This is a genomic window from Rhodococcus sp. NPDC127593, assembly GCF_042671975.1.
GTDB lineage: Bacteria > Actinomycetota > Actinomycetes > Mycobacteriales > Mycobacteriaceae > Rhodococcus_F.
Window position 1 is genome coordinate 76,708 of record NZ_JBHXWI010000029.1, and the last position, 19,267, is coordinate 95,974.

General features: G+C 65.6%; 18 protein-coding genes and 3 pseudogenes. 10 read left to right on the forward strand and 11 right to left on the reverse strand.

The window, feature by feature from the left end:
* Window positions 1-54 precede the first annotated feature (54 nt).
* A complete protein-coding gene (locus ACFVJ3_RS26205; protein ID WP_378454821.1) occupies window positions 55-528 on the reverse strand; it encodes a nuclear transport factor 2 family protein in 474 nt (157 codons plus the stop codon).
* A gap of 134 nt (window positions 529-662) precedes the next feature.
* On the opposite strand from ACFVJ3_RS26205, the gene ACFVJ3_RS26210 reads away from it, so the two are divergent.
* Complete coding sequence (locus tag ACFVJ3_RS26210) at window positions 663-1,247, forward strand: flavin reductase family protein (RefSeq protein ID WP_378454822.1); 585 nt, start codon at window positions 663-665, stop codon at window positions 1,245-1,247.
* Window positions 1,248-1,259: 12 nt separating this feature from the next.
* The gene (locus ACFVJ3_RS26215) at window positions 1,260-1,550 is read left to right on the forward strand and encodes a hypothetical protein (RefSeq protein WP_378454823.1); all 291 of its coding nucleotides are present in this window, start codon (window positions 1,260-1,262) and stop codon (window positions 1,548-1,550) included.
* Window positions 1,551-1,855: 305 nt separating this feature from the next.
* Here ACFVJ3_RS26215 and ACFVJ3_RS26220 read toward each other — a convergent pair whose 3' ends face one another.
* The 4 genes from ACFVJ3_RS26220 to ACFVJ3_RS26235 all read right to left on the reverse strand — a co-directional run bounded on the left by ACFVJ3_RS26220 (window position 1,856) and on the right by ACFVJ3_RS26235 (window position 8,054).
* Window positions 1,856-3,424 (reverse strand): MFS transporter, encoded by a 1,569-nt coding sequence (locus tag ACFVJ3_RS26220; RefSeq protein WP_378454824.1) that lies wholly within the window; start codon window positions 3,422-3,424, stop codon window positions 1,856-1,858.
* Between the two features lie 115 nt (window positions 3,425-3,539).
* Complete coding sequence (locus ACFVJ3_RS26225; RefSeq protein WP_378454825.1) at window positions 3,540-4,874, reverse strand: FAD-binding protein; 1,335 nt, start codon at window positions 4,872-4,874, stop codon at window positions 3,540-3,542.
* Window positions 4,875-6,444: 1,570 nt separating this feature from the next.
* Window positions 6,445-7,485, reverse strand: coding sequence for an NAD(P)-dependent alcohol dehydrogenase (locus tag ACFVJ3_RS26230; protein WP_378454826.1), 1,041 nt, complete (start codon window positions 7,483-7,485; stop codon window positions 6,445-6,447).
* A 107-nt stretch (window positions 7,486-7,592) separates the two neighbouring features.
* On the reverse strand, window positions 7,593-8,054 hold the full coding sequence (locus tag ACFVJ3_RS26235) for a MerR family transcriptional regulator (protein WP_378454827.1): 462 nt from the start codon (window positions 8,052-8,054) through the stop codon (window positions 7,593-7,595).
* Window positions 8,055-8,260: 206 nt separating this feature from the next.
* Between ACFVJ3_RS26235 and ACFVJ3_RS26240 the strand changes: the two genes are divergently transcribed.
* Together ACFVJ3_RS26240 and ACFVJ3_RS26245 are read left to right on the forward strand one after the other, a co-directional pair.
* The gene (locus ACFVJ3_RS26240) at window positions 8,261-8,707 is read left to right on the forward strand and encodes a hypothetical protein (protein WP_378454828.1); all 447 of its coding nucleotides are present in this window, start codon (window positions 8,261-8,263) and stop codon (window positions 8,705-8,707) included.
* The gene (locus ACFVJ3_RS26245) at window positions 8,697-9,578 is read left to right on the forward strand and encodes a hypothetical protein (RefSeq protein ID WP_378454829.1); all 882 of its coding nucleotides are present in this window, start codon (window positions 8,697-8,699) and stop codon (window positions 9,576-9,578) included. Before ACFVJ3_RS26240 ends, ACFVJ3_RS26245 begins: the two co-directional genes overlap by 11 nt.
* A gap of 157 nt (window positions 9,579-9,735) precedes the next feature.
* Here the strand turns inward: ACFVJ3_RS26245 and ACFVJ3_RS26250 are convergent, their stop codons facing one another.
* The gene (locus tag ACFVJ3_RS26250) at window positions 9,736-10,026 is read right to left on the reverse strand and encodes a DUF4193 domain-containing protein (protein ID WP_378454830.1); all 291 of its coding nucleotides are present in this window, start codon (window positions 10,024-10,026) and stop codon (window positions 9,736-9,738) included.
* A gap of 110 nt (window positions 10,027-10,136) precedes the next feature.
* Between ACFVJ3_RS26250 and ACFVJ3_RS26255 the strand changes: the two are divergent.
* Window positions 10,137-10,302: pseudogene (locus tag ACFVJ3_RS26255) on the forward strand (DDE-type integrase/transposase/recombinase); the annotation flags it as partial.
* 214 nt (window positions 10,303-10,516) lie between these two features.
* Here ACFVJ3_RS26255 and ACFVJ3_RS26260 read toward each other — a convergent pair.
* Window positions 10,517-10,988, reverse strand: a pseudogene (locus ACFVJ3_RS26260) (N-formylglutamate amidohydrolase).
* Between the two features lie 120 nt (window positions 10,989-11,108).
* Between ACFVJ3_RS26260 and ACFVJ3_RS26265 the strand changes: the two are divergent.
* On the forward strand, window positions 11,109-13,175 hold the full coding sequence (locus ACFVJ3_RS26265; protein WP_378454831.1) for an FUSC family protein: 2,067 nt from the start codon (window positions 11,109-11,111) through the stop codon (window positions 13,173-13,175).
* Between the two features lie 166 nt (window positions 13,176-13,341).
* Here the strand turns inward: ACFVJ3_RS26265 and ACFVJ3_RS26270 are convergent, their stop codons facing one another.
* Window positions 13,342-13,599 (reverse strand): hypothetical protein, encoded by a 258-nt coding sequence (locus ACFVJ3_RS26270; protein WP_378454832.1) that lies wholly within the window; start codon window positions 13,597-13,599, stop codon window positions 13,342-13,344.
* A 475-nt stretch (window positions 13,600-14,074) separates the two neighbouring features.
* On the opposite strand from ACFVJ3_RS26270, the gene ACFVJ3_RS26275 reads away from it, so the two are divergent.
* Window positions 14,075-14,239 (forward strand): hypothetical protein, encoded by a 165-nt coding sequence (locus ACFVJ3_RS26275; protein ID WP_378454833.1) that lies wholly within the window; start codon window positions 14,075-14,077, stop codon window positions 14,237-14,239.
* Window positions 14,240-14,771: 532 nt separating this feature from the next.
* Here ACFVJ3_RS26275 and ACFVJ3_RS26280 read toward each other — a convergent pair.
* Complete coding sequence (locus ACFVJ3_RS26280; protein WP_378454834.1) at window positions 14,772-15,296, reverse strand: thermonuclease family protein; 525 nt, start codon at window positions 15,294-15,296, stop codon at window positions 14,772-14,774.
* Window positions 15,297-15,841: 545 nt separating this feature from the next.
* Between ACFVJ3_RS26280 and ACFVJ3_RS26285 the strand changes: the two genes are divergently transcribed.
* Both ACFVJ3_RS26285 and ACFVJ3_RS26290 read left to right on the forward strand, forming a co-directional pair.
* Window positions 15,842-16,306 (forward strand): helix-turn-helix domain-containing protein, encoded by a 465-nt coding sequence (locus ACFVJ3_RS26285; RefSeq protein WP_378454835.1) that lies wholly within the window; start codon window positions 15,842-15,844, stop codon window positions 16,304-16,306.
* Complete coding sequence (locus ACFVJ3_RS26290) at window positions 16,303-16,614, forward strand: hypothetical protein (RefSeq protein WP_378454836.1); 312 nt, start codon at window positions 16,303-16,305, stop codon at window positions 16,612-16,614. The genes ACFVJ3_RS26285 and ACFVJ3_RS26290 overlap by 4 nt, the downstream gene beginning before the upstream one ends.
* Before the next feature lie 77 nt (window positions 16,615-16,691).
* Here ACFVJ3_RS26290 and ACFVJ3_RS26295 read toward each other — a convergent pair whose 3' ends face one another.
* Complete coding sequence (locus ACFVJ3_RS26295) at window positions 16,692-17,339, reverse strand: ScbR family autoregulator-binding transcription factor (RefSeq protein ID WP_378454837.1); 648 nt, start codon at window positions 17,337-17,339, stop codon at window positions 16,692-16,694.
* 629 nt (window positions 17,340-17,968) lie between these two features.
* Between ACFVJ3_RS26295 and ACFVJ3_RS26300 the strand changes: the two genes are divergently transcribed.
* On the forward strand, window positions 17,969-18,292 hold the full coding sequence (locus ACFVJ3_RS26300) for a hypothetical protein (RefSeq protein WP_378454838.1): 324 nt from the start codon (window positions 17,969-17,971) through the stop codon (window positions 18,290-18,292).
* 189 nt (window positions 18,293-18,481) lie between these two features.
* Here the strand turns inward: ACFVJ3_RS26300 and ACFVJ3_RS26305 are convergent.
* Window positions 18,482-18,714, reverse strand: a pseudogene (locus tag ACFVJ3_RS26305) (phosphatidylserine/phosphatidylglycerophosphate/cardiolipin synthase family protein); the annotation flags it as partial.
* Between the last annotated feature and the right edge of the window lie 553 nt (window positions 18,715-19,267).

The following is a 19,267-nucleotide window of genomic DNA, read 5'->3' on the forward strand; positions in this document are numbered from 1 at the left end:
GTCTAGCGTTGACTTTTGTCGTAGCCCAGCGAGCACATATCTTGCTGATGAGCGTTAGGCACTTTCGGTATGGGCCGATCTGGCGCTTTCGATGGTCGCGGGCTCCACTCGGCCGCCGAGAGCGATAACCAGGGGAATCGGGTCGTAGAATTCGCAGAAGTGCGTGATCTTCCCGTCTCGGATGGTGAACCGCGTGACGTACTCGTTCTTCAGCTCGACCGGGATGACCATCTTCATGTCGCTCTTGTACTCGGCGATGACCTCGCCGGGATCGGAGTGATACGTCTCGAGCCTGAAGTCGTACAGCCCCTCGGTCTCGATGATGGAGGGAATGGTCTCCAGGAAGGCCATCACTTCCTCGATGCCTTCCATCCGGCGATTGAATCCAGGCGGGGCGTAACGCATCTCGAAGACGATGTCCTCCGCGAGAAGCTCACGCTTGACTTTGAAGTCCCAGGTGTTGATGGCCTCTAGATACCTACGGGCGATGTCGATATTCGACGCTCGCAACTCCTCGACAGTCGGCACACGCTCTCCTTTGGCAAACTGAACTCATTTCATGCGAAGGTTAGGCTGTGATCCACGTCTCGTCAATAGATCTTTGTGCTGGAAGTCGTGCGACCGAAACGGTTCTGGTGCGCGGGCGTCTGCGGTAACCTGACATGAACCCAATTCAGTTTGTTCCGAGTGGCGGGGTGTCAATGTCAGAAATTCAGGCAGCAGGGTCCGATGACGGATTCTTCGGCGGCGACGATCTGTCGCCGCACGTCCTTCGTGGCGCGTACGGCCGGTTTCCATCAGGCGTCGCGGCAGTGTGCGCAGTGATCGACGGCGAGCCGGCCGGTATCGCAGCCAGTTCCTTCGTGTCAGTGTCGCTCGAACCAGCACTGGTGTCCGTGTGCGTCGCCCTCACATCAACAACATGGCCTCTGCTCCGACGAGCCCAATCTCTGGGTGTCAGTGTGCTGGCCGACGCCCACGCGTCGACCGCTCGGGCACTCGCGTCGCAAGTGCCCGATCGATTCGCGGAAATAGATTGGGTTCGCGACAGTTCCGGGGCCGTCTTCATTGCCGGCGCAGCCCTTTGGGTGAACTGTTCAATCTACGAGCAGGTTCGGGCGGGTGATCACGAAATCGCAGTGCTTGCCGTCAACCGCATCAAGATGCACAGTTCGGTATCACCCATTGTGTTCCACGACAGCCAATTCCATCGGATGGCGCGCTCCGGGCCTTACCCGTCGAGCTAGGGAAGGAAGACAATGTACATCGAGGTCACTTCTGACAGTGTTGTAACTCGTCACCTCCTGGATCTCAAGACGTTTCACGTACGAATGAGCTCCGATCGCGAGAAGGCCCACGAATCGCTGGTCAGCGCAAATATCGGCTACATCGACAACGACGCGGTCTTCATCAGGTCTGCCTGGCTCCGTGATCAAGGACCACACACCCGTGAGTGGCGCGAGAACTTCGGAGCCATGTTGTCCTACGCAGAGGACCGCGGGTGGTATGACGGGGAATTCATCGAAGGGCACATAGAGCCCGACGAATAGACCAGATCTTGCTTCGAGCGCGCCGTGTCACCCAGTAGGCGGCCTGGCCGGGCATAGGTTAGCCGTCGTCTCCAACGCGCACGCTGGGCTCGTTGCCGCAATCGGAGCCACCCCGCCCGGGCGCCCCTGCTAGGGGCAATTCGTCCATCCGCGATGGCCACCGCCGCTCACGTGACAGGGCGTCGGCCAGGTAATACGGATTCCGAATCGCGCGTTTTCGTGTGAAAGGACTCTGTACCGGCCGAGGCGACGCGAACAACCGCACATGGGGAATCAGTCGTGTCGAGTGCGCCGGTCGGAATCTATCAGCGGTGGGAAAGCCTCGATATGGGGCGTTCGGCGCACGCGTCGACCCAGATTCTGTCGAGCAGGCACCTTTCCGGATCGGTCAACCGGGTGGATAGATACCGTCGGTACTCCGCGACATCGCGGAAATCGAACCGCTCGATCACGCGGTCCGTACCGACCTCAGCGGTCCAGCGGCGCGCGCCGAGACGGCGGCGGGCGCGTGCGAGGTCGCGCCGAAGGGTCCGAAACGATGCGTCCCCACCAGGCCGCACACGATAGGTCACAGTCACGCGGACCGGTGCCGACTCCTCCGCCACCGGTGCCAGCGGAACCGCGGACCGTGTCTCGTCGTCGAGAGTAGGGGAGATCGTCTCCGCCGGCACGATCCCATGGACGAGTGCGCCCATCCCCGCGCACATCATCACAACGGCTGCCGCGGCGAATGCGACCTCGAGGGAGACGATGTCGGCGAGCGCTCCCCACACGAGGGAGCCGACCGCCTGGCAGCCCTGGAAGACCAATAGCATCAAGGCAATCACGCGGGCCCGGATCCACGTCGGCAGAGCACCGTGGGCAGCCATCATCCAGGAGCTCTGCACACCGACCCACGAGGCGCCGACGACCACCATGAGCACGGCGACGACCACAACATTCGACACCGTCGCGACCGCGGCGAGAACGGCAGCATAGGCGAGTGATCCGGCGCAGATGAACGCGTTCTGCGTCATCCGGCGGCGAAGCGGCATCACCGCCACGGTGCCTACGACGGCACCGAACCCGACGAGCCCGAACATCAGACCGAACCGACTCGAGGACAGGCCCAACCGCTCGTATGCGATCACGGGCAGCAGAGCCCACAGACAACTCGAGGGCATCCCGAAGACCGAGAGGCGATACAACAGTCTCCGGGTCCAAGCAGAATTCCAGACGAACCGCGTCGACGCCGCCAGTGCGGGCAGCATCCGTTCGGATGAACGCGGCACCGAGCCGACGCGTCTCCGCGAGCGCAGCGGCACGACCAGCACGGCGAAGACGACGCCCAACGCCAGAAAGAGGGCCTCGGACGTCGTCGCGGTCAACAGTGCACCACCGATAATCGGACCGATTGCACGGGCGCCGTTGTAGGAGGCGCCATCGAGGATGGCCCCGGTACCCGCGAGGGGTCGGCCCACGATGTGCGGCATGAGCGATTGCCACGCGATCGTGATAGTGGACAACCCGACGCCGACCGCACCGACCGCGGCGAGCATCAGCCATGCGGGCACGTCGCCGATGCTCGCGAGCACGGCCGCGGCCACCGCCGCACCCGCAAGGACGAGCAACGCGCCCTGCATCAACACCTGCCCCGCCCCGCGCTCACCCCAGACGCCCATCGGAAGAGCAAGCAGGAGAAAGGGAATCGCCAGCGCCGTCTGGACGGAGGCGATGACCGTCGACGACTCCCCAGACACGGTCAGCGTCCATTGGACCGCAACGACGAAAACCCAGACGCACACATTTGTGACGCACTGGACGGCAACGAGGACCGTGAAATCTGCGTTGCGCAGCGGATCCCGGAGCGAGGGCGTAACCGCAGCGGTCTGCACGATGAATCTCCTTTTCCGATCAGTCGGCATGACGCACTGGAGGATTGTGTGCCGTGCACCGTTCGGATCGACGTCGACGGCGTCACGCCTTTTCAGTTGTGGCCGGGCACCTGCTTTACGCGCTGACGATCGCACGGTCGGCTGCAGCTCGGTCCGCCGCGGCGAGGCCGAACACCAGAGCGGGAGCGATACCACCGGTGTAGGAGTGGACGTAGAGTCCGCCGGTATCGGAACCCGCTGCGAACAGACCCTCGATCGTTCCGCCCGCAGCGGCGAGAACCCGGCCGGTCTCGTCGATGCGCACGCCGTGGAACGGGAACGTCAGCGCCGGGCACGCCTCGATCACGTAGTACGGGCCCTCGTCCATGGGCTCGGCGTCGTAGGTGCGTGGCGGCTGCACCGCGTTTCCTGCCGCATTGATCGCGCGGATCTGCTCGGCGATCGCGGCACCGTCGTAACCCCACTCTGCGGGCAAGTAGGCGAAATCGTCGAGGCTCTCGGCGAATCCGCATCTGCCACCGCGGCGTTGCGCGAGGTCGAACTTGTCGATGGCAGCCGCACCTTCCACGTAGCTGCCGGTGATCCAGTCGCGGTGAACACGCGCGTCGGCCACCAACAATCCGCGGGACTCGGGCTGTTCGAGCAGGTCCATCGTGGTCAAGTGGTCGCCGATGGTCTCGTCGGTGAACCGGCGGTTGTCGAGATTGAACAGCAGTGCGTGCTCGCTGTAGTACAGCGAGAGCGCCACGAAGTCGGACGGGTCACGGAAGCTCACCCCAGTGGGAATGAGGTGTCCATAGAAACCGGAGCGATCCGTCCCGGTCGCGACACCCACAGCATCGGCCAGGCGTAGTCCGTCGCCGACGCTCGCCGGGTTGGACCGGAGCTGCATCGCGCTCGCAGCCGGATGGATGTGCTTGTTCACCGCCTCGGCATTCGCCTGAAATCCGCCCGTGGCGAGGATCGTCGCGCGAGCACGGATCTCCCGTTCGGTGCCATCTGCCAGCAGCATCCGCGCGCCGACGACGGCACCGTTCTCGGCGAGTAGCCCGAGAGTGCGGGTGCCGGTGAGCAGTTCGCCGCCGGCCCGGATTCGTCTGCGGCACTCGTCGATGTACTGGTTGGTGTCGAACTGGTGGCCTGTGCCGTACCGCAGGACCGTCACGGCCTCCGCACACTCGACCCCGAGGGAGCGAATCCACTCGATTCCCGGAGCGAACCCGTCGACGAGCGCGCGCCGCAATGCGGGGTCGCCGTCGGGGTTGACCTCGTCCATCACCTCATGCGACGGCGCCGTCCATGCGTACCCGGCGAACTGAGCCGACCCGCCCACCGTCGCGGACTTCTCGACGACGATCACCGAACTACCCCTGCCGAGGGACCGGGCGGCAGCGGTCAGTCCAGCCATCCCCGCGCCGATGACGAGTACGTCGGTGTCGATTCCTGGCATATCGTGCCCCTCCGTTGTGCAGCTGTAGTGTCAGCCGTCACATTAGTCGCCTAACTGAAGTCAGTTCAAGTGCAGGGATCCGTGTGGGCACGGTTCCACCGCCGCGCCAGAGCCCGGACCACCCCGGCAGAGCCCGGGTCCGGTACTGCGCGCTGGCCGGCAGGTCTGGTGTGCGGGGCAGACCCGGTCGTGGCTGGGCGAGCACGGGTTTCGGCCGGGGCGGGCGTTGCTGTGCCGGCTTCATGGCGGTCATCGTGCGGCGGTCGAGGTCAAGGCCGGTCATTGGCGGGCTGTGGGGCGGTGGTCGTCGGTGTTCGTCGACGCCGAATCGGAGACCCGTGGACGCATTGGCGGTCCCGCGGGGAGCGGGCGCACTTGTTCGACGATTTGTCCGCCGGGTGAGGGTGCTGCGAGCCACACTGACCGCGGGAACAGGCGTCACTGACGCTGTCCGGTCGTGGGGTGCACCGAACACGGGCCACAATCGCCGTGGTGCGCCGCGCTGCGGCGGCGGGTGGTGTCGGACTGCAGTGGTCGCTAGCATCGCTAGCATCGCCGGCAGCGTCGCCGACCTGAGAGTGCGTATGAAGCGTGTCGCACGCCCCCGGGGATCGGTTCCCGCAATGGCCCGGGAAATCGGCCGAAGCGACACCCGGCCCTTACGGATCGAGAAGCGCTGCGCCACTTGGCTCGCCGCCTGACGCTGACGACCTCGGTGCGCTTCGCGGACCGGTGCGAGCCGGGACAGCGGTCACAGATGGCGTGTATCAATCCAGGTGTCGACCGGGAATGTTGCGGCCACGCCCGTGGTCACAGCTGCGCAGCGAGGGGAACAGGGCAATCGCGGAAACGATGACCCCCGCGACGCCGGCAACGACGCCTCTAGCAGCGCGCGCAGCAGCGCACGCAAGGATGCGGCCTCGTCGTCGGCCGCAGGGGACCGCGACGTCGTGATGGCGCCGCAGGCAATCGCGGCCACTGCCAGGACGAATCCAAGTCCGATCACCCAGAACGCAGCAACGGAGAGCGTCCTCAGGGCGATCGACACGGCAGGCAATCGCGAAGAATGTCGGTGCGCTATCTCGTTGCTGTCGGCGGAGGAACACACGCAGCGGTCGGAACGGGTGCTGCGGGCGGCGGGCGGCGGTCATGATCCCCGTTCGGAAGGTTGACGTCGGATCGGCGGACCGAAGTGGGTTCCCGGACAAGAGGCGCCCTTTTCGCGGGTGACGTCTGTCGGTGTATAGATGGCGTGGATCCGTCGGGGACCGGTCCTTTCACCTCAATGGATGTGTTTCGTCATCGGACCGGGCGGTGGTGTAGGTCATCGGGGAGCCTGCACCGCAAATGTTGGCCGTCCCGCGACGCCAACTGCCGCCGAACTAGCGTGAGTGGTGACACCGACGGCAGGTCATGGCCGAGCACCCCGGCTGAGTAGCACCCCCGGCTGAGTAGCACTCCTGTGCACAGTCGTTGAGGCTGCGGATCTGTGCACCCTCGGGCGGCAAGGTGGGTTGTGGTGTGGGTGAACGCCCGGCGGGACCTGTCTGCGGCGGGCGTTCGTGGTGGGTTAGTTCAGGGTGCTGGTGTCGATGACGAAGCGGTATCGGACGTCGGAGGCGAGGACCCGTTCGTACGCCTGATTGATCTTGTGGGCGGGGATGACCTCGATTTCGGATCCGATGCTGTGGGTGGCGCAGAAGTCGAGCATTTCCTGGGTCAGGGCGATGCCGCCGATCATCGATCCGGCGAAGTTGCGGCGGCCGCCGATCAGTGACATCACGTTCACGCTGAGCGGTTCGGCTGGCGCGCCGACGTTGACCAGGGTGCCGTCGACGGCGAGGAGGCCGAGGTAGGCGTTGAGGTCGATGCCGGCGCTGACGGTGTTGACGATGAGGTCGAACCGGCCGGCGAGGTGCTCGAAGGTGTTGGGGTCGGAGGTGGCGTGGTACGCGTCGGCGCCGAGGCGCAGGCCATCCTCCTGCTTCTTCAGGGTTTGGGAGAGCACGGTGACCTCAGCTTCGAGGGCGTGGGCGATCTTGACGGCCATGTGCCCGAGCCCGCCGAGGCCGACGATGGCGACCTTCTTGCCGGGACCGGCACCCCAGCGGCGCAGCGGGGCGTAGGTGGTGATGCCGGCGCACAGCAGCGGGGCCGCGGCGGCCGGGTCCAGGCTCTCCGGTACGGACAGGACGTAGTCGGCGTCGACGACGACGTGGGTGGAGTAGCCGCCCTGGGTGGTGGTGCCGTCACGGTCGACGCCGGCGTAGGTGGGGACCATGCCGTTTTCGCAGTACTGCTCGTCGCCGCCCTGGCAGTGGGTGCAGTGACCGCAGGAGTTGACCAGGCAGCCGACGCCGACGCGGTCCCCGACCTGGTGGCCGGTGACATCGGTGCCGACCTCGGCGACGAGGCCGACGATTTCGTGGCCGGGCACGACGGGGAAGGGTTGCGGGCCCCAGTCGCCGTTGACGGTGTGGATGTCGGAGTGGCAGATGCCGGCGTACTGGATTTCGATGAGGACGTCGTGGGGGCCGACGTCGCGGCGCTCGATGGTGGTGGGGGCCAGCGGCTGGCCGGCGGTGGGGGCGGCGTACGCGTTGACGCGCATGGCAGTACTTCCTTACTTCTGTGGTGGTCACAGGGGTGGTGAGCAGGGCAGGGCTGAGTAACCGGTGGCGCAGCAGTCGAGGGGCGCACCGGGGCAGGTGGGTGGGGTTATCGCTTCTTGGTGTTGTGGAGGTCGTCGGCCAGTGCGCTCGCCTCGGCCGCGAGGAGCGTGGCGCGGGGCTCGTCGCCCGCGTCGATGGCGTGCCAGTAGTCGATCTTGAGGTCGACGTAGCGTTGACGAAGGGCGATCTGCTGGGCCTCGAGTGCAAGTTGCTGCCGGCGTTCGGTCAGCAACTCGATCTGCGCGGGGGCGGCCGCGGCCCCGTGTTGCCCGTTGGCGACGTACTCTTTCATGTCATTGACGGACATCCCGGTCGCTGCCAGGCACGCGATCCCGAGCAGTTGGCCCAGGTCGTTCTCGTCGAAGACTCGGTGTTTGCTGCTTTCCCCGCGGTTGATCGGCGGTATCACCCCGACCGACTCGTAGTAGCGCAGCGTGCTGGCCGGAAGTCCGGTCAGGGCGGCCGCGTCCTTGATGGTGTAGTCGCGTGGGGTGGTTTGTGCACTCACGTCATCGACGTTAGGAACTTCAAGTACTTGAAGTCAAAGGTCGGGTGAGTCACACCCGTGGTCCCCGGGCCCCGGCGGATCAGTGGGCTTGCGGGGGATTGGCGTACTCGATAGGCGCCTCCACTTCCCGCCGGCGTGACCTTGCACCGGGTGGCCCTCGTTGGAGTGATACCATTTTGTATAACTGCAGTTGAAGGTGGTGTGTGATGGCGTTGACGGATGTGGAGCGCGACCTGCGGGCGATCCCGGCGGAGAAGGAGCTGCTGCAGATCAAGTTGCTGCGGGCGGTGGCGCACGCGACGGACAATCAGGTGCCGCAGCGGGTGATCGCGAAGAACCTGGCCGTCACACAACCGGAGGTCAGCCGGATCGTGAAGAAGCTGCGGTTGAACCCGGCCGCCCGCGACCGCAGCCCGAGGGAGGTGCTGCTCGAGCATGCGGCGAAGCGGATCGACCACGAGCGGATGATGGCCGAGCTGATGGCGTGGGATTACACCTTCGGGCACGTTCCGGGCGATGATCCGCTCGGGGAGAGTTATGTGCGGGGGACGTGGGATCAGATCGAACGCTCCCGCGACCTCCTGAGCGACGAGGACTACCGGGTGTTGTTCGCGGCCACCGCCGACCGGCGTGCGCAGGCGAATGCACTCTGACCCCGCCGCGGTCGCCGCCGACCTCGAGGCCTGGTGCCGGCCCGGCGGGATCCTCGACAAGGACGGCCCCTCCGCCTCGATCCACCTGTTCGAACCCGTGTCCCGCCGGCGCACGCGGGACGCGATCGTCGATGCCTACCTGGCGGAGCAGACCGACGTCGGGATCGGTCGCCAGTTCCTTGCGTTGGCGACCGCCGGCCCACCGGGGGTGGGGAAGTCATCGAGCATCGACCGCCGGCACCTCGCCGGGCAGGGATGGCGGGTGCTCGACGCGGACACGATCAAGGACTACCTGCTCCGGGACGCCATCGAGCAGGGCATCTACACCGACCTGCTGACCATCGACCTCGCGGACGGGCACCGGCTGATGCCCCGCGAACTCGCCACCCTGGTGCACACCGAGTCGACGAAGCTCCTCGACATCATCACCGAGATCTGTCTGTCCCGCGGGGAGAACCTGGTCCTCGAGGGCACGTTCAGCTGGCCCGGCCTCGGCCCCCGGCTACTGAGAGACCTCGCCTACGCCGAGTATGAGAAGTTCACCATCCTCGATGTGGAAGCGCCCCAGCACATCACCCGGGCACGCGCTCTGACTAGGTGGTGGCGGGGGCGGCAGGAAGCGCTGCGTGGCGGTGACGGTTTCGGTGGCCGGTTCACCCCGGGATTCGTCATCGACGCCCTCTACACCGGCAACTCCGAGGTGACGGTGTGCGCGCGGAACGCCCGCGCGGCGTTCGATCACCCACTGTCCGCGGAGATCCCGACCGTGGAGCTGCTCGTCGAGCATGCCGATGGTGGAGACGAGACGTGGGTGAAGGAGAACGGTGTCGTGGTCTACCCGCAGGTTCCGGCCGACCGACCCGAGACCTGACCCTCCCGTCCGTGCCACGTGCCAACCCGCCCGTGGACGCAACGCCTCGGCCGCGGGCCCACGGGCGAGGTGAGAGGTTACTCAGCGACGGCGATGGCGACCGAATCCGGGAAGCCCGGATTTCGGAGATGCGAGGCACTCCGATTGATCGACGTTCTCAGGCGCAGTCCCGGCAGATCAGCTGATCAGCATCAGCGAGACGGCTGCGATGGTGGACCAGAAAGCAACTGGTGCAGGTGAATTCGTCCGACTGCTTGGGGATGACGCGGACGGTGAATTCTTCACCGGAGAGGTCGGCGCCGGGCAGTTCAAAGGACTCGGCGGTGTCGGCGTCCTCGACGTCCACGACGGGGGACTGGGTGTCTTTCCGGCTGGCGGCCAGCTGTTCGAGGGAGGTGTCCGTCTCGTCGGATTCGGTGACTCGTGGTGCGTCGTAGTCGGTGGCCATGACTGATCTTTCCTCATACTGTGGGTGTTCGGACCCGCCAGACTAGAGGGCGCGGTGCCGCGCCATGCTCTCGGGGGCATCGCGTGCTGCGACGTCAACCTCCTGGGGCGGACTATGCGCCGCGGGTGATCGTCACCGACGTAAACTCGACAGCTACCAGGTCGCCCACCGCGAGCTGATCGCATCGGTCGAGCATCGCCGCTCGAAGTACTTGAACAATCGGATCGAGAACTCACACCACCCACCAGACAGCGAGAACGGGCGACGAAACGGTTCACCGACCGCGACACCCGCGGCTGCGGTCATCGACCTGACCGAGACGATCAGCACCCGCGGCTCACGCGTACCGCGATCTCCGGAGGCTGTCACGGGAGGTTCGCATCGTCACCGTCGTAATCGCCGGCCGTGGTCGGCGGTCGCATCCAAATGGGGAACGTGTCGTCGTGGCAGGTCAAGAGCAGTTTCGGCTGCGCCGTAGCGTTGGTGATCGTCAGGCCGTCGTGGGAATGGTGATCTGCTCTCTGCCGTCGATGGCAGGGAGCAGGTAGTGCGGGCAGGTGAGCACCTGTCGTGGCACGGGAATCGCCTGGCGGTCGGTGCCTGGGTAGAGGCGGTGTGCGAGTTGCCCGCGTCGGTGGCGGCCGGTGTCCGGGTCGACGGCGCCGAGGAAGTATCCGTGCGAGGCGCCGGCGATGGAGAAGATCACGCGCGCCCACTCGGCGGGCTCGGCGGGCGGCAGATACCGTGGCCGACCCGTCTCGGCGTCGACGGTGTGCACGAGAACCGTGACCGCGAACCCGGCCACGGCGGGGAACCACTGCTCTGCCGCGACGCCGAACGCCGCGATGGACGTGGATCTGCAGCTCGACGTCCGTTCCGGTGCGCGCCGCCGCCACTGTGATGAGGTGTGGATCCGCTGAGATGCAGACGGTGGCCACATGGTGCTGAGCGATATCTCCCAAACCCGAAACTCCTCCTGTCGAAGAGTTAATCCTATGCACTGTAAGTTGATTCGGGACGTATCCGCGATGTATAGGGGTGTCATGACGGATGCGCGGGTGCCGAAGGCGCACAATCGGTGAATGGCTTTTCGGTTCGTACAGGAGACAGTCCGTTTTCTCGCGGTCTCCGATCCCGGCAGGCTGCGGCTGCGTGCCGCAACCGCCACGACGATCACCGTCGTGCTCGCGATGGTGGTGCTGCTACCGGGCTCCCACGTGATCGGCCAGCCACTCACCGTCGCGCTGCTCGGGACGGTCGTCGCGATGCAGTCCTCGGCGGCGGTCAAGGACAGGGATCAGCACAGCAGGGTGATCACGACACTGCTGCTCGTGTTCCCCGCAATCGCAGCGGTGTCGATGTCCGCGGTGCTGTCACAGTTCGGGAAGGTCGCCGATGTGGGCTTCATCGCGGTGCTCTTCGCGGCCGTCTGGGTGCGGCGCTACGGCCTGCGAGGGACGGCTCTCGGGATGGTCGCGTTCATCTGCTACTTCTTCGCGCTCTTCCTTCGGGCCGAGCCTGGGCAGATTCCCATCCTCGCCGTGTCCATCGTCGCCGGCGTCGGTATCTCGCTCCTCGTCCGTACCGTGATCCTGCCGGACCGGCCCGGGCTCGAACTCACACGGTTGGTTCGGGCGCTGCGGGCCGCGTCGATCGACGTGCTGGAGGTGGCGTCGAACAGGGGCTATCGGAAACTCGATCTACTCCGCAAGAAACTCGACCGGCTCGGAAGCACCGCGCTGATGATCGACGACTGGCTTGACCGCAACGATGCCGCCCAGCTACTGAGCGTCACGAACGATGATCTGTCCGTTCGTATCTTCGACGCGCAAATCGCGACCGAACAACTCGTCAGCGCGCTGTGGGCGCTCGACCCGAACAAGTCGTGGCCGAATTCGCTGGGGCAGGCGACCACGGCACTGGGATCGTGCCTGCAGAACAATCCGTCGGACGACCAACTCCGCGCTGCCCGACGCCTCGCCGCCGCGGCCGCAGACAAGTCCGATCCATCGACTCCGGCGGGTATCGCGACCGCCGTCGCGATGCGAGCAGTGCAGGCACACATCGCGATCCATCACATCACCCATAATGCCCTGCGAACAGAACCGGGGCCGAGGAAGAAACCGGACGAGGTCGAAGACACGGACACCGGATGGAATCCGAGCACCAAAGCCGCGATCCAGGTAGCCGTCGCGACCAGCGCTGCAACGATTCTCGGTGAGCTCATCTCGCCCGACCGCTGGTACTGGGCGGTCCTGACGGCCTTCCTCGTTTTCACCGGAGCGTCTACCCGCGGTGAGATTCTCTCGCGCGCAGGCCACCGCGTGGTCGGCACCATCGCGGGAGTTCTTGCAGGAGTATTGCTGTCCGCGTTGGTCGGAAACAACCAGCCATTGCAGCTGCTCCTGCTCGTTGTCTGCGTATTCTTCGCGTTCTACCTCGTCACGGTTGCCTACGCATTGCTCTCCTTCTTCGTCACCGTCATGCTTGCGATGCTGTACGGACTGCTCGGCACATTCAGCATCGCGGTACTCGAACTGCGCATCTACGAAACGGCGGCCGGCGGACTCGTCGGAATAGCGGCGGCGTACTTCATCTTCTCCACCGGAACGAGATCGACGCTGATCTCGAAGATCGACGACTACCTCGATCAGATGAGTGCCATCATCGACACCGGTATCGGAGCCGTCGTCCAACCAGGCCATGAGACTGACCTCGTCGCCGACATCCGGAAGCTGGACAACGCGCTGAAGGACCTTGTCACGGCGGGCAAGCCCTTGGAAATGGGACCGACGACGCGGACCCGTCGGGGAGCGAAACGGTTGTTGCGGATCATGACGGTCAGCAATCGATCGTCTCATGCACTCGCCCGAGCGGGGGTGAGCGCCTCTCGCGGCGAATCGGACAGCGGACCGTCGCAGGCGACCACGAAGGCGTTGCGCCAAGCAGCCGACGTCACTCAGGCAACCATCGCCGACGTCAAACGCGCACTCGCCGGCGAGCACGTAGAGCCTCCAGAGAAACTCACCGAAACCTCGGCACCCGACGTCATGCTGCAGTCGACCACCACACCCGGGCCGGTTCGCAGTGCCGTCCGCTCGCTCGGCACCCTCAACCGCACGATGGGGGAGGCATTGACGCGTGTCTGATGGCGTCGTGCATACCCCCTCCGAAGCACAAAGCAAGCCAGTCGAAGGGGGAAGCGGCGGCTTGGATCGCGCGGCTCGTCCAGCGCGAATCGATGACCGTGACGGTATGCGGCTGCCTCGGGGGTGGGTGTCGGGTGCCGACAATGCCGGGCCTGGACTGCCCCGTTCAACGCATCGTCACGAGCACGATGACCGCGGTCAGCACGGCGACGATTAGTTCGATGGCCCCGAGGATCAGTGCGGCAACGGCCAGACCGGAGCCGGTTTCGTGGTCGCGCCCGCCGGTCTCGACGTAACCGATCGCTCCGAACACCAGCGCCGGGACGAATAGCCCTGTCAGGGCGCAGGACAGTGCAACGATCGCGCAGACGTTGGTGCGCTCGGGCGCCTCGATACCGAGGTTGGTCTCGTCGAATGTCACCACGGGCAAATTCCTCTCACTCATTGGTGCAGAAGATGCGGCCGGGTCGGACCACTGAGCCCTCGCCGCAACCGGTCACAGTGTTATGCGCTGTGTTATGCGCTGAACTTGGTGCTGGAGTCGCAGCGGAGGGAGGTGTTCACCGTGCCGTGGGTGGTGAGTGTCGCCGGTGCTGGTGGCGGACGATGGCGGTGGCACTGACCGCCCAGGTACCGATCCCGATGACGGACATGGTGGGTGACCATGTGGTTGCTGTCGGGGAGAGGCAGTACACCCCGGTAGCCGTGACGAGGCCGGTGGCGGACGTGATCAGTGGTGTGTCATCGTTCCCGTTTCGCTTGTTGCTCTGCGCGATGTGCTTTCGATTGTGTCAGAGCATCGGTGTCGTCATGCGCCGGGATCGTGTGTTTGCTGGGGATTGCTGATATGACTTCTGGATGCGAGGGCTGGAAGTGGCAGCGTTGGTCGCCGGAATGGTGTGCGTCCTGGTCGGGTCGTGGTGGTGGGCGGCCGGGTGGAAGTGGCCGGTCTGATCCTCAATGGTGTCGCGCGGGAGCAGGCCGCGAAGCGGCGGGCGGCGCGCGCGGCGGGTATGGAGCCGTCGCGCCCATTCCTCGAGTTGTTCGACGGCTGGGGAGAGTAGCCGCCATCGCGCCGGGGATTGGGGCTGGCGTTACGTCCGCGCCGCGAAGTGGCGCCCGATGTGCTTGCCCTGTGTCATTCATGTGAATGACAGAGGGGCGCAGGGGGAGTGCCCGAATCCCGCACCACCGATCCAGAGGAGTTCGTGTTCTGCGTGGTGCAGTGGGTGTCCGAGCGGACTTCGTTGCGTCTGCATCCACCGGAGCGGCCGGATTTTCCGAGGTCCGTCCTGGGCCACCCAGTCTCAACTGTTGAACGACATCGATGGCGGGTGGGCCGATGCGTGGCTGAGCGCCACCCGGACGGCAGTTGGCGGCGGCCGGCGCCATGGACATGCTGCCGCCCGGCCCGTAAACGGTCCCCCCGAACCCGGAACGGGTATCGGCGGACGGATCGGCGCGTTCGTAAACGAACACGAACGCGCAGTGGGGCGCATCTCATGGTAGGCGCGCCCCACTGCCGGTGTTCGGGTTGAGCGAGCAGGTCACGCGGTACGGCGTGACTGCTCGATCGTCACCACCCAGCGGCTGGTTTTAGCTCGCGGCCCTCCACCGGTTGTGTCCGTCGGAACCGGGTGCGCAGACCATCGGAGTTCCGGTGCTGGTGACGCCGGTGCCGCCGCTGCAGAAGGCACCGGGTTTGACGACGTTCCCCGACGGGCCCGGGCTCGGTGCCGGGGTGGACGGTGCTGGTGCAGGGCGAGATTGCGGTGCCGGCGCGGGACTCGGTGCCGGGGTTCCGCCGTCGCAGGTCCACAGTCCGCGGTCGGCTGCGCGGGAGGCGGATTCGGCTTCGATCAACCGGTCCGATGTGCGCAAGTAGTCGACGGTGTAGGCGCGGGCAGCTCCTTCGCGGGCGGCCTTGATCGCGTAGTCACCGTCCATGTCGTTGTCGAGCGCGACGTAACGGTGGACCTGGCCCGCACTATCGGTGTCGGGTTGCGTCGACTCCGGGTTGAGTTGGATTGCCCGGCCGAGGAGGTGATCCTTCGCGAACTGGGTTGATTGGTCTGCCCAGCAGTCCTGGCCTTCGGGGGCGTCGATGCCGAGGACGGACACGGTGAGCGTCTCACCGCTAGCTGATGGTGATGACCGACGATCCGGAGGTGGCAGCGTGGTTGCTCGGTAGGCTCGCCGATCCCGACTAGTGGCGGGTGCCCGGTCGGTGGCCGAGAGGAAACCGTCGCCACGGTGTCGGGGCGGTTGTGCGCCCATCACGAGTAATCGTGGTGGGCGCACCGTGATGTCGGGCGGGTGCACGCAAGCCCGCGCGCTCGCGCATCAGCTTCGCCGGGACGCCATCGTTCGCCCGGTGGCTGTGATCGCCTCACGGGTTTCGCGGATGCCCGCTCGCCTGGCTGGCACGTGTACGTTGTGCGGCCGGTAGCGCTGAACGGTGCGTCCTCTCTGCTCTGCTCGGTTGCGGAAGCACGCACCATGAGGGACCGGTGACCTGCCCGGGTTCCCGCGCCTGCTCGCCGACAGGCCGTGACGTGCTCGGGCCTAGACGTTCTCCTGTCCGATCGAGCCTGCGGTGGACGGTGTCGGGCGGGTGTGGGTATCCTGTAGTGGGATGATTCAAAATGAATCAGGAGGTGCTTGTTGTGGACACCATCGACCACAAGGCTGTCGCCGCACTCGATGCTGCGGCCGCCCGCCGCAGGGTCGCCGACCTCGACGTCCTGCGGGCGGTGGCCGAGGCGAACGCCGCCAACATCACCCAACGGGTCATCCATGAGCACATCGGAATTTCGCAACCTACGATTCACCGCATGCTGCGCACCGTGCTGGAGAACCCGGCCCTGCTCGATCGGACACCGACCGAGGTCATCGACCGCCGCACCGCCGGCCAGATCAGCGATACCGAGATGATGCAGGTTCTGCTGGACTGGAACTTCACCTTCGGCCGGGTCCCGGTCAGCGGCGGCGTCTCGGCGGATGCGTACGAGCCCGGCAGCTGGGACGAGATCGAACGCGCCTACTACCGCGGACTGCTGACCGACGACGAGATCGGGCGGCTGATGAAGCGAAACAAGGACTCCCTCGAACAGGCGGCACGGTCTGCGTGAACTCCCCGGATCCGTTGCGCGGCAAGGTCGCCGCGCAGCTCACCGCCATGTCCGTGCCCGGTGGCCCGCTGCACACCAAGGCTGACACGAACACGATGGTCCGCTTCGCGGCATCCCCTGCCCGGCTGCGGTTCCGCCGCACCGTCATCGACCGGTATCTGGCGCGGGAAACCCCACTCCGCGAAGGACGCTCGGCGATCCTCACCGCCGCGCACCCGGCGCCGGGACAAGCACCCTGCTCCGCGACCACATCCCCGACCTGGACGGGTACCGCAGCCTCGACGCCGATATGGTCAAGGATCACCTGATCGAACAAGCACTCCGCGAGGGCTCTATCCTGCGTTCCGTTACACCGAGGATCCTCGACGCTTCCTGACAGCACCTTTCATGGCAGCCGCACTGTGGGCAGCCTCCGGGTGACGAATTGTCGGAAGTAGTCGATCTTCGGGGTGGTTACCAGGACGGGGAGCAGCAGATCCCACGCCATCGCGGTCCGCGTCGGCAGGGTGGCAGGGTTGTCGGTGGCCGTCGCCAGCAGGCGTGCGCCGGCGAAGAGTTCCACCAGGAGTTGACCGACAGCGTCCGGATCGGTGTCCTCGCGCAGGTCGCCGTCGTCGATTGCTCGGCGGGCGAGGAGTTGGTAGGTGGTTATCCAGGTGGTGAAGGTGTCCGTCTCGGAACTGCGGTAGTCGCCCATTTCGGTGATGAGGCGGAATGTTGCGCCCATTACCGGGTCGGTGAGGGCGGCGTCGACCGTGACGAAGGAGATGCCGATCATGGCCTCGAATGCGGGTGTGGGGGAGGCGAGGTACGGGGTGCACACGGCAGTGAATCGGTGCGTGCCCTCGTCGATGACGGCGCGGGCGAGTTCTTCCTTGGAGGCGTAGTGAAAGTACAGGGCCCCCTTGGTGGCCCGGGTCTGGGTGAGGATCTCGCTCAGCTTCGTGTCTGTGTAGCCGTGGCGGGTGAATACCTCGGCCGCGGAATGGAGCAATGCGCGACGAGTGACTTCCGCCCGCTTCTGGGTGGCCATTCACCTGCCCTTCGAGTAACGAGATCATCTGGTCGGACGGCTGTCGTGAACCGTCCTGAATGGGGTTGAACGACGCCCTGCACAATGCATACCCGATGTGGAGGTTCGTCGCATGATGTTCGGCGTGGCCCCCTCTGTCGGGTCTCGCAGAAGATGACGCGCCGCCCGATTCCGGTCTTCGTCGGACTGGCCCCACGGGGTCGTCCCCAGGGGTGAGGCCGGACGGGCGACGACGATCAGGGCGGTGACCAGCGTCCGCACCCCGTTAGATCGAACACACTTTCCTAGATCGAACACACTTTCCGGTTTTATGTCGGGGTCCGTTGGACCCGACTCGGTCCGGCTCATCAGGTCGTAGGATCTGCTCAGCGGGCGGGGGCAGGCGCTTTCGGTCAGCTGGACCGGTGCGTTCTCGGCTGAGGAGTAGACCAGTCGGATGCGGGTATCCGATGGGCGTGCTGCCGCGTGACCTCGGAACGTCAAACCCCGCGACGGCCAGACCCTCCGGCCGCCGGACCCCTTCGGTCGGAGGGTTCACATCTGGCTCTGATTCTCTTGCTGATGGAGGCCGTGGGTCCGGATCGGATTCGACTCTCCGCGAACGATGGCTCCTGTAGTACCGGATTGCGGTGCCGGGGTCTGCATTCTGGCGGGAGGACGGCCGGTTGATCTCCGTGGCGCATCGACGGACCACTCGCAAGGAAGGGGCGGGTGGTTTGCCGAGTTCGAGTGTCGCGGCGGAGGTGGACCGTTTCCGGGCCGGCGAGGTGGACGCGCACACCGTCGATGAGGTCCTGCACCACTATCACCTCGCGGCGAAGGAACTGTGGAAGGTCTGCTGGTCCGGTTCCGGCGCCCAGGTCGAGTTGACCGCGCGTTCGTTGGAAAAGCGCGTGGCCGAAGGCGAGAGGATCGACTGGTGGGAACGCGCCGCACCTCGCCGCCGGGAGTAGTTCCTGTTTGTTGGTGCTCTTTTCCGCTGACGCGAGGGTTCGGTGCCTGTGGGACGGTGAAGGTCCGTCGCCGTATTGTGGTCAGCGCCGCCCGCTCCCAGACTCGGGCGGTCTCGACCCCGCCGGCCGGTACACATTGCGACTCGCGATTGGCCGCCGGGGCAGGGACGGGCACTGACACGCCGGTCTGTAGGAGGGCTTCGTAGAGACGATGAGCGCCCGCTTACTGGTGGCGATCACGTTGGCCTGCGGGTTCGGCGACGACAGCACCCGGAGACCGGCGTCCACGTAGTGCGCGAGTGCAATCGGCAATGTCGCGTGTGCGCGCACCGCGGCCCGGGAGGCATTGTCGAGGACGTCGCCGGCACGCAGGGGCCGCAGTTCGGGTGCGTCGTGTCCCGCGTTCGGATGGCGCGGGTGATCTGCGGCCAGCGGCTCGGCCAGTGGAATGTGGTCCTATGTCTCGGACGGTAGCGATGTCCGTGGCCCGCCGTGTCGAACTGGACGGAATGTCGATCCAAGGGGTTGCACCGCCCGTAGTACGCTGACCGCGGTTTGTGGGGTTCTCTACGGCGCTCGTCGTCACCGCCGAGGTCGAATCGAGGTTCGCCGCCCACCTGCGCGCACCCGGCGTATGCGTGACGACCGGGCGGACAGTGCCGATAGAGGCAACCGCCGAACCGCCGAATGTACCGTCATCGGCGGTGTGGTTCGGGATGTTCTCGGCCGAGTGTGTCTGCACGATGTCCTCACTCAGGGGGCAACCCCCGTCCCGTAGAGGTAGTCCGTTGACCATCTCCGCAACGGGACGGTAAGTGGGACATCACCAATGCGAATCCTGATCGTCCAGGGGCTGGTCCGTGTCACTCATGATTTGTGCGGGGTGACTGCTGTAAAAAGACTTTTTCGCAACGTCTCGATCAAAACCCAGCTGAGCACACTTTTTGCTCTGCAGAGTGCAGTCGGAGCGCCTCG

Bases quoted from the DNA above. Each gene is read 5' to 3' on its own strand.
- ACFVJ3_RS26240 (WP_378454828.1), top strand. From the start codon at position 8,261: ATGGCGTTGACGGATGTGGAGCGCGACCTGCGGGCGATCCCGGCGGAG.
- ACFVJ3_RS26245 (WP_378454829.1), top strand. From the start codon at position 8,697: ATGCACTCTGACCCCGCCGCGGTCGCCGCCGACCTCGAGGCCTGGTGC.
- ACFVJ3_RS26295 (WP_378454837.1), bottom strand. From the start codon at position 17,339: ATGGCCACCCAGAAGCGGGCGGAAGTCACTCGTCGCGCATTGCTCCAT.
- ACFVJ3_RS26250 (WP_378454830.1), bottom strand. From the start codon at position 10,026: ATGGCCACCGACTACGACGCACCACGAGTCACCGAATCCGACGAGACG.
- ACFVJ3_RS26210 (WP_378454822.1), top strand. From the start codon at position 663: ATGAACCCAATTCAGTTTGTTCCGAGTGGCGGGGTGTCAATGTCAGAA.
- ACFVJ3_RS26215 (WP_378454823.1), top strand. From the start codon at position 1,260: ATGTACATCGAGGTCACTTCTGACAGTGTTGTAACTCGTCACCTCCTG.
- ACFVJ3_RS26225 (WP_378454825.1), bottom strand. From the start codon at position 4,874: ATGCCAGGAATCGACACCGACGTACTCGTCATCGGCGCGGGGATGGCT.
- ACFVJ3_RS26265 (WP_378454831.1), top strand. From the start codon at position 11,109: ATGGCTTTTCGGTTCGTACAGGAGACAGTCCGTTTTCTCGCGGTCTCC.
- ACFVJ3_RS26230 (WP_378454826.1), bottom strand. From the start codon at position 7,485: ATGCGCGTCAACGCGTACGCCGCCCCCACCGCCGGCCAGCCGCTGGCC.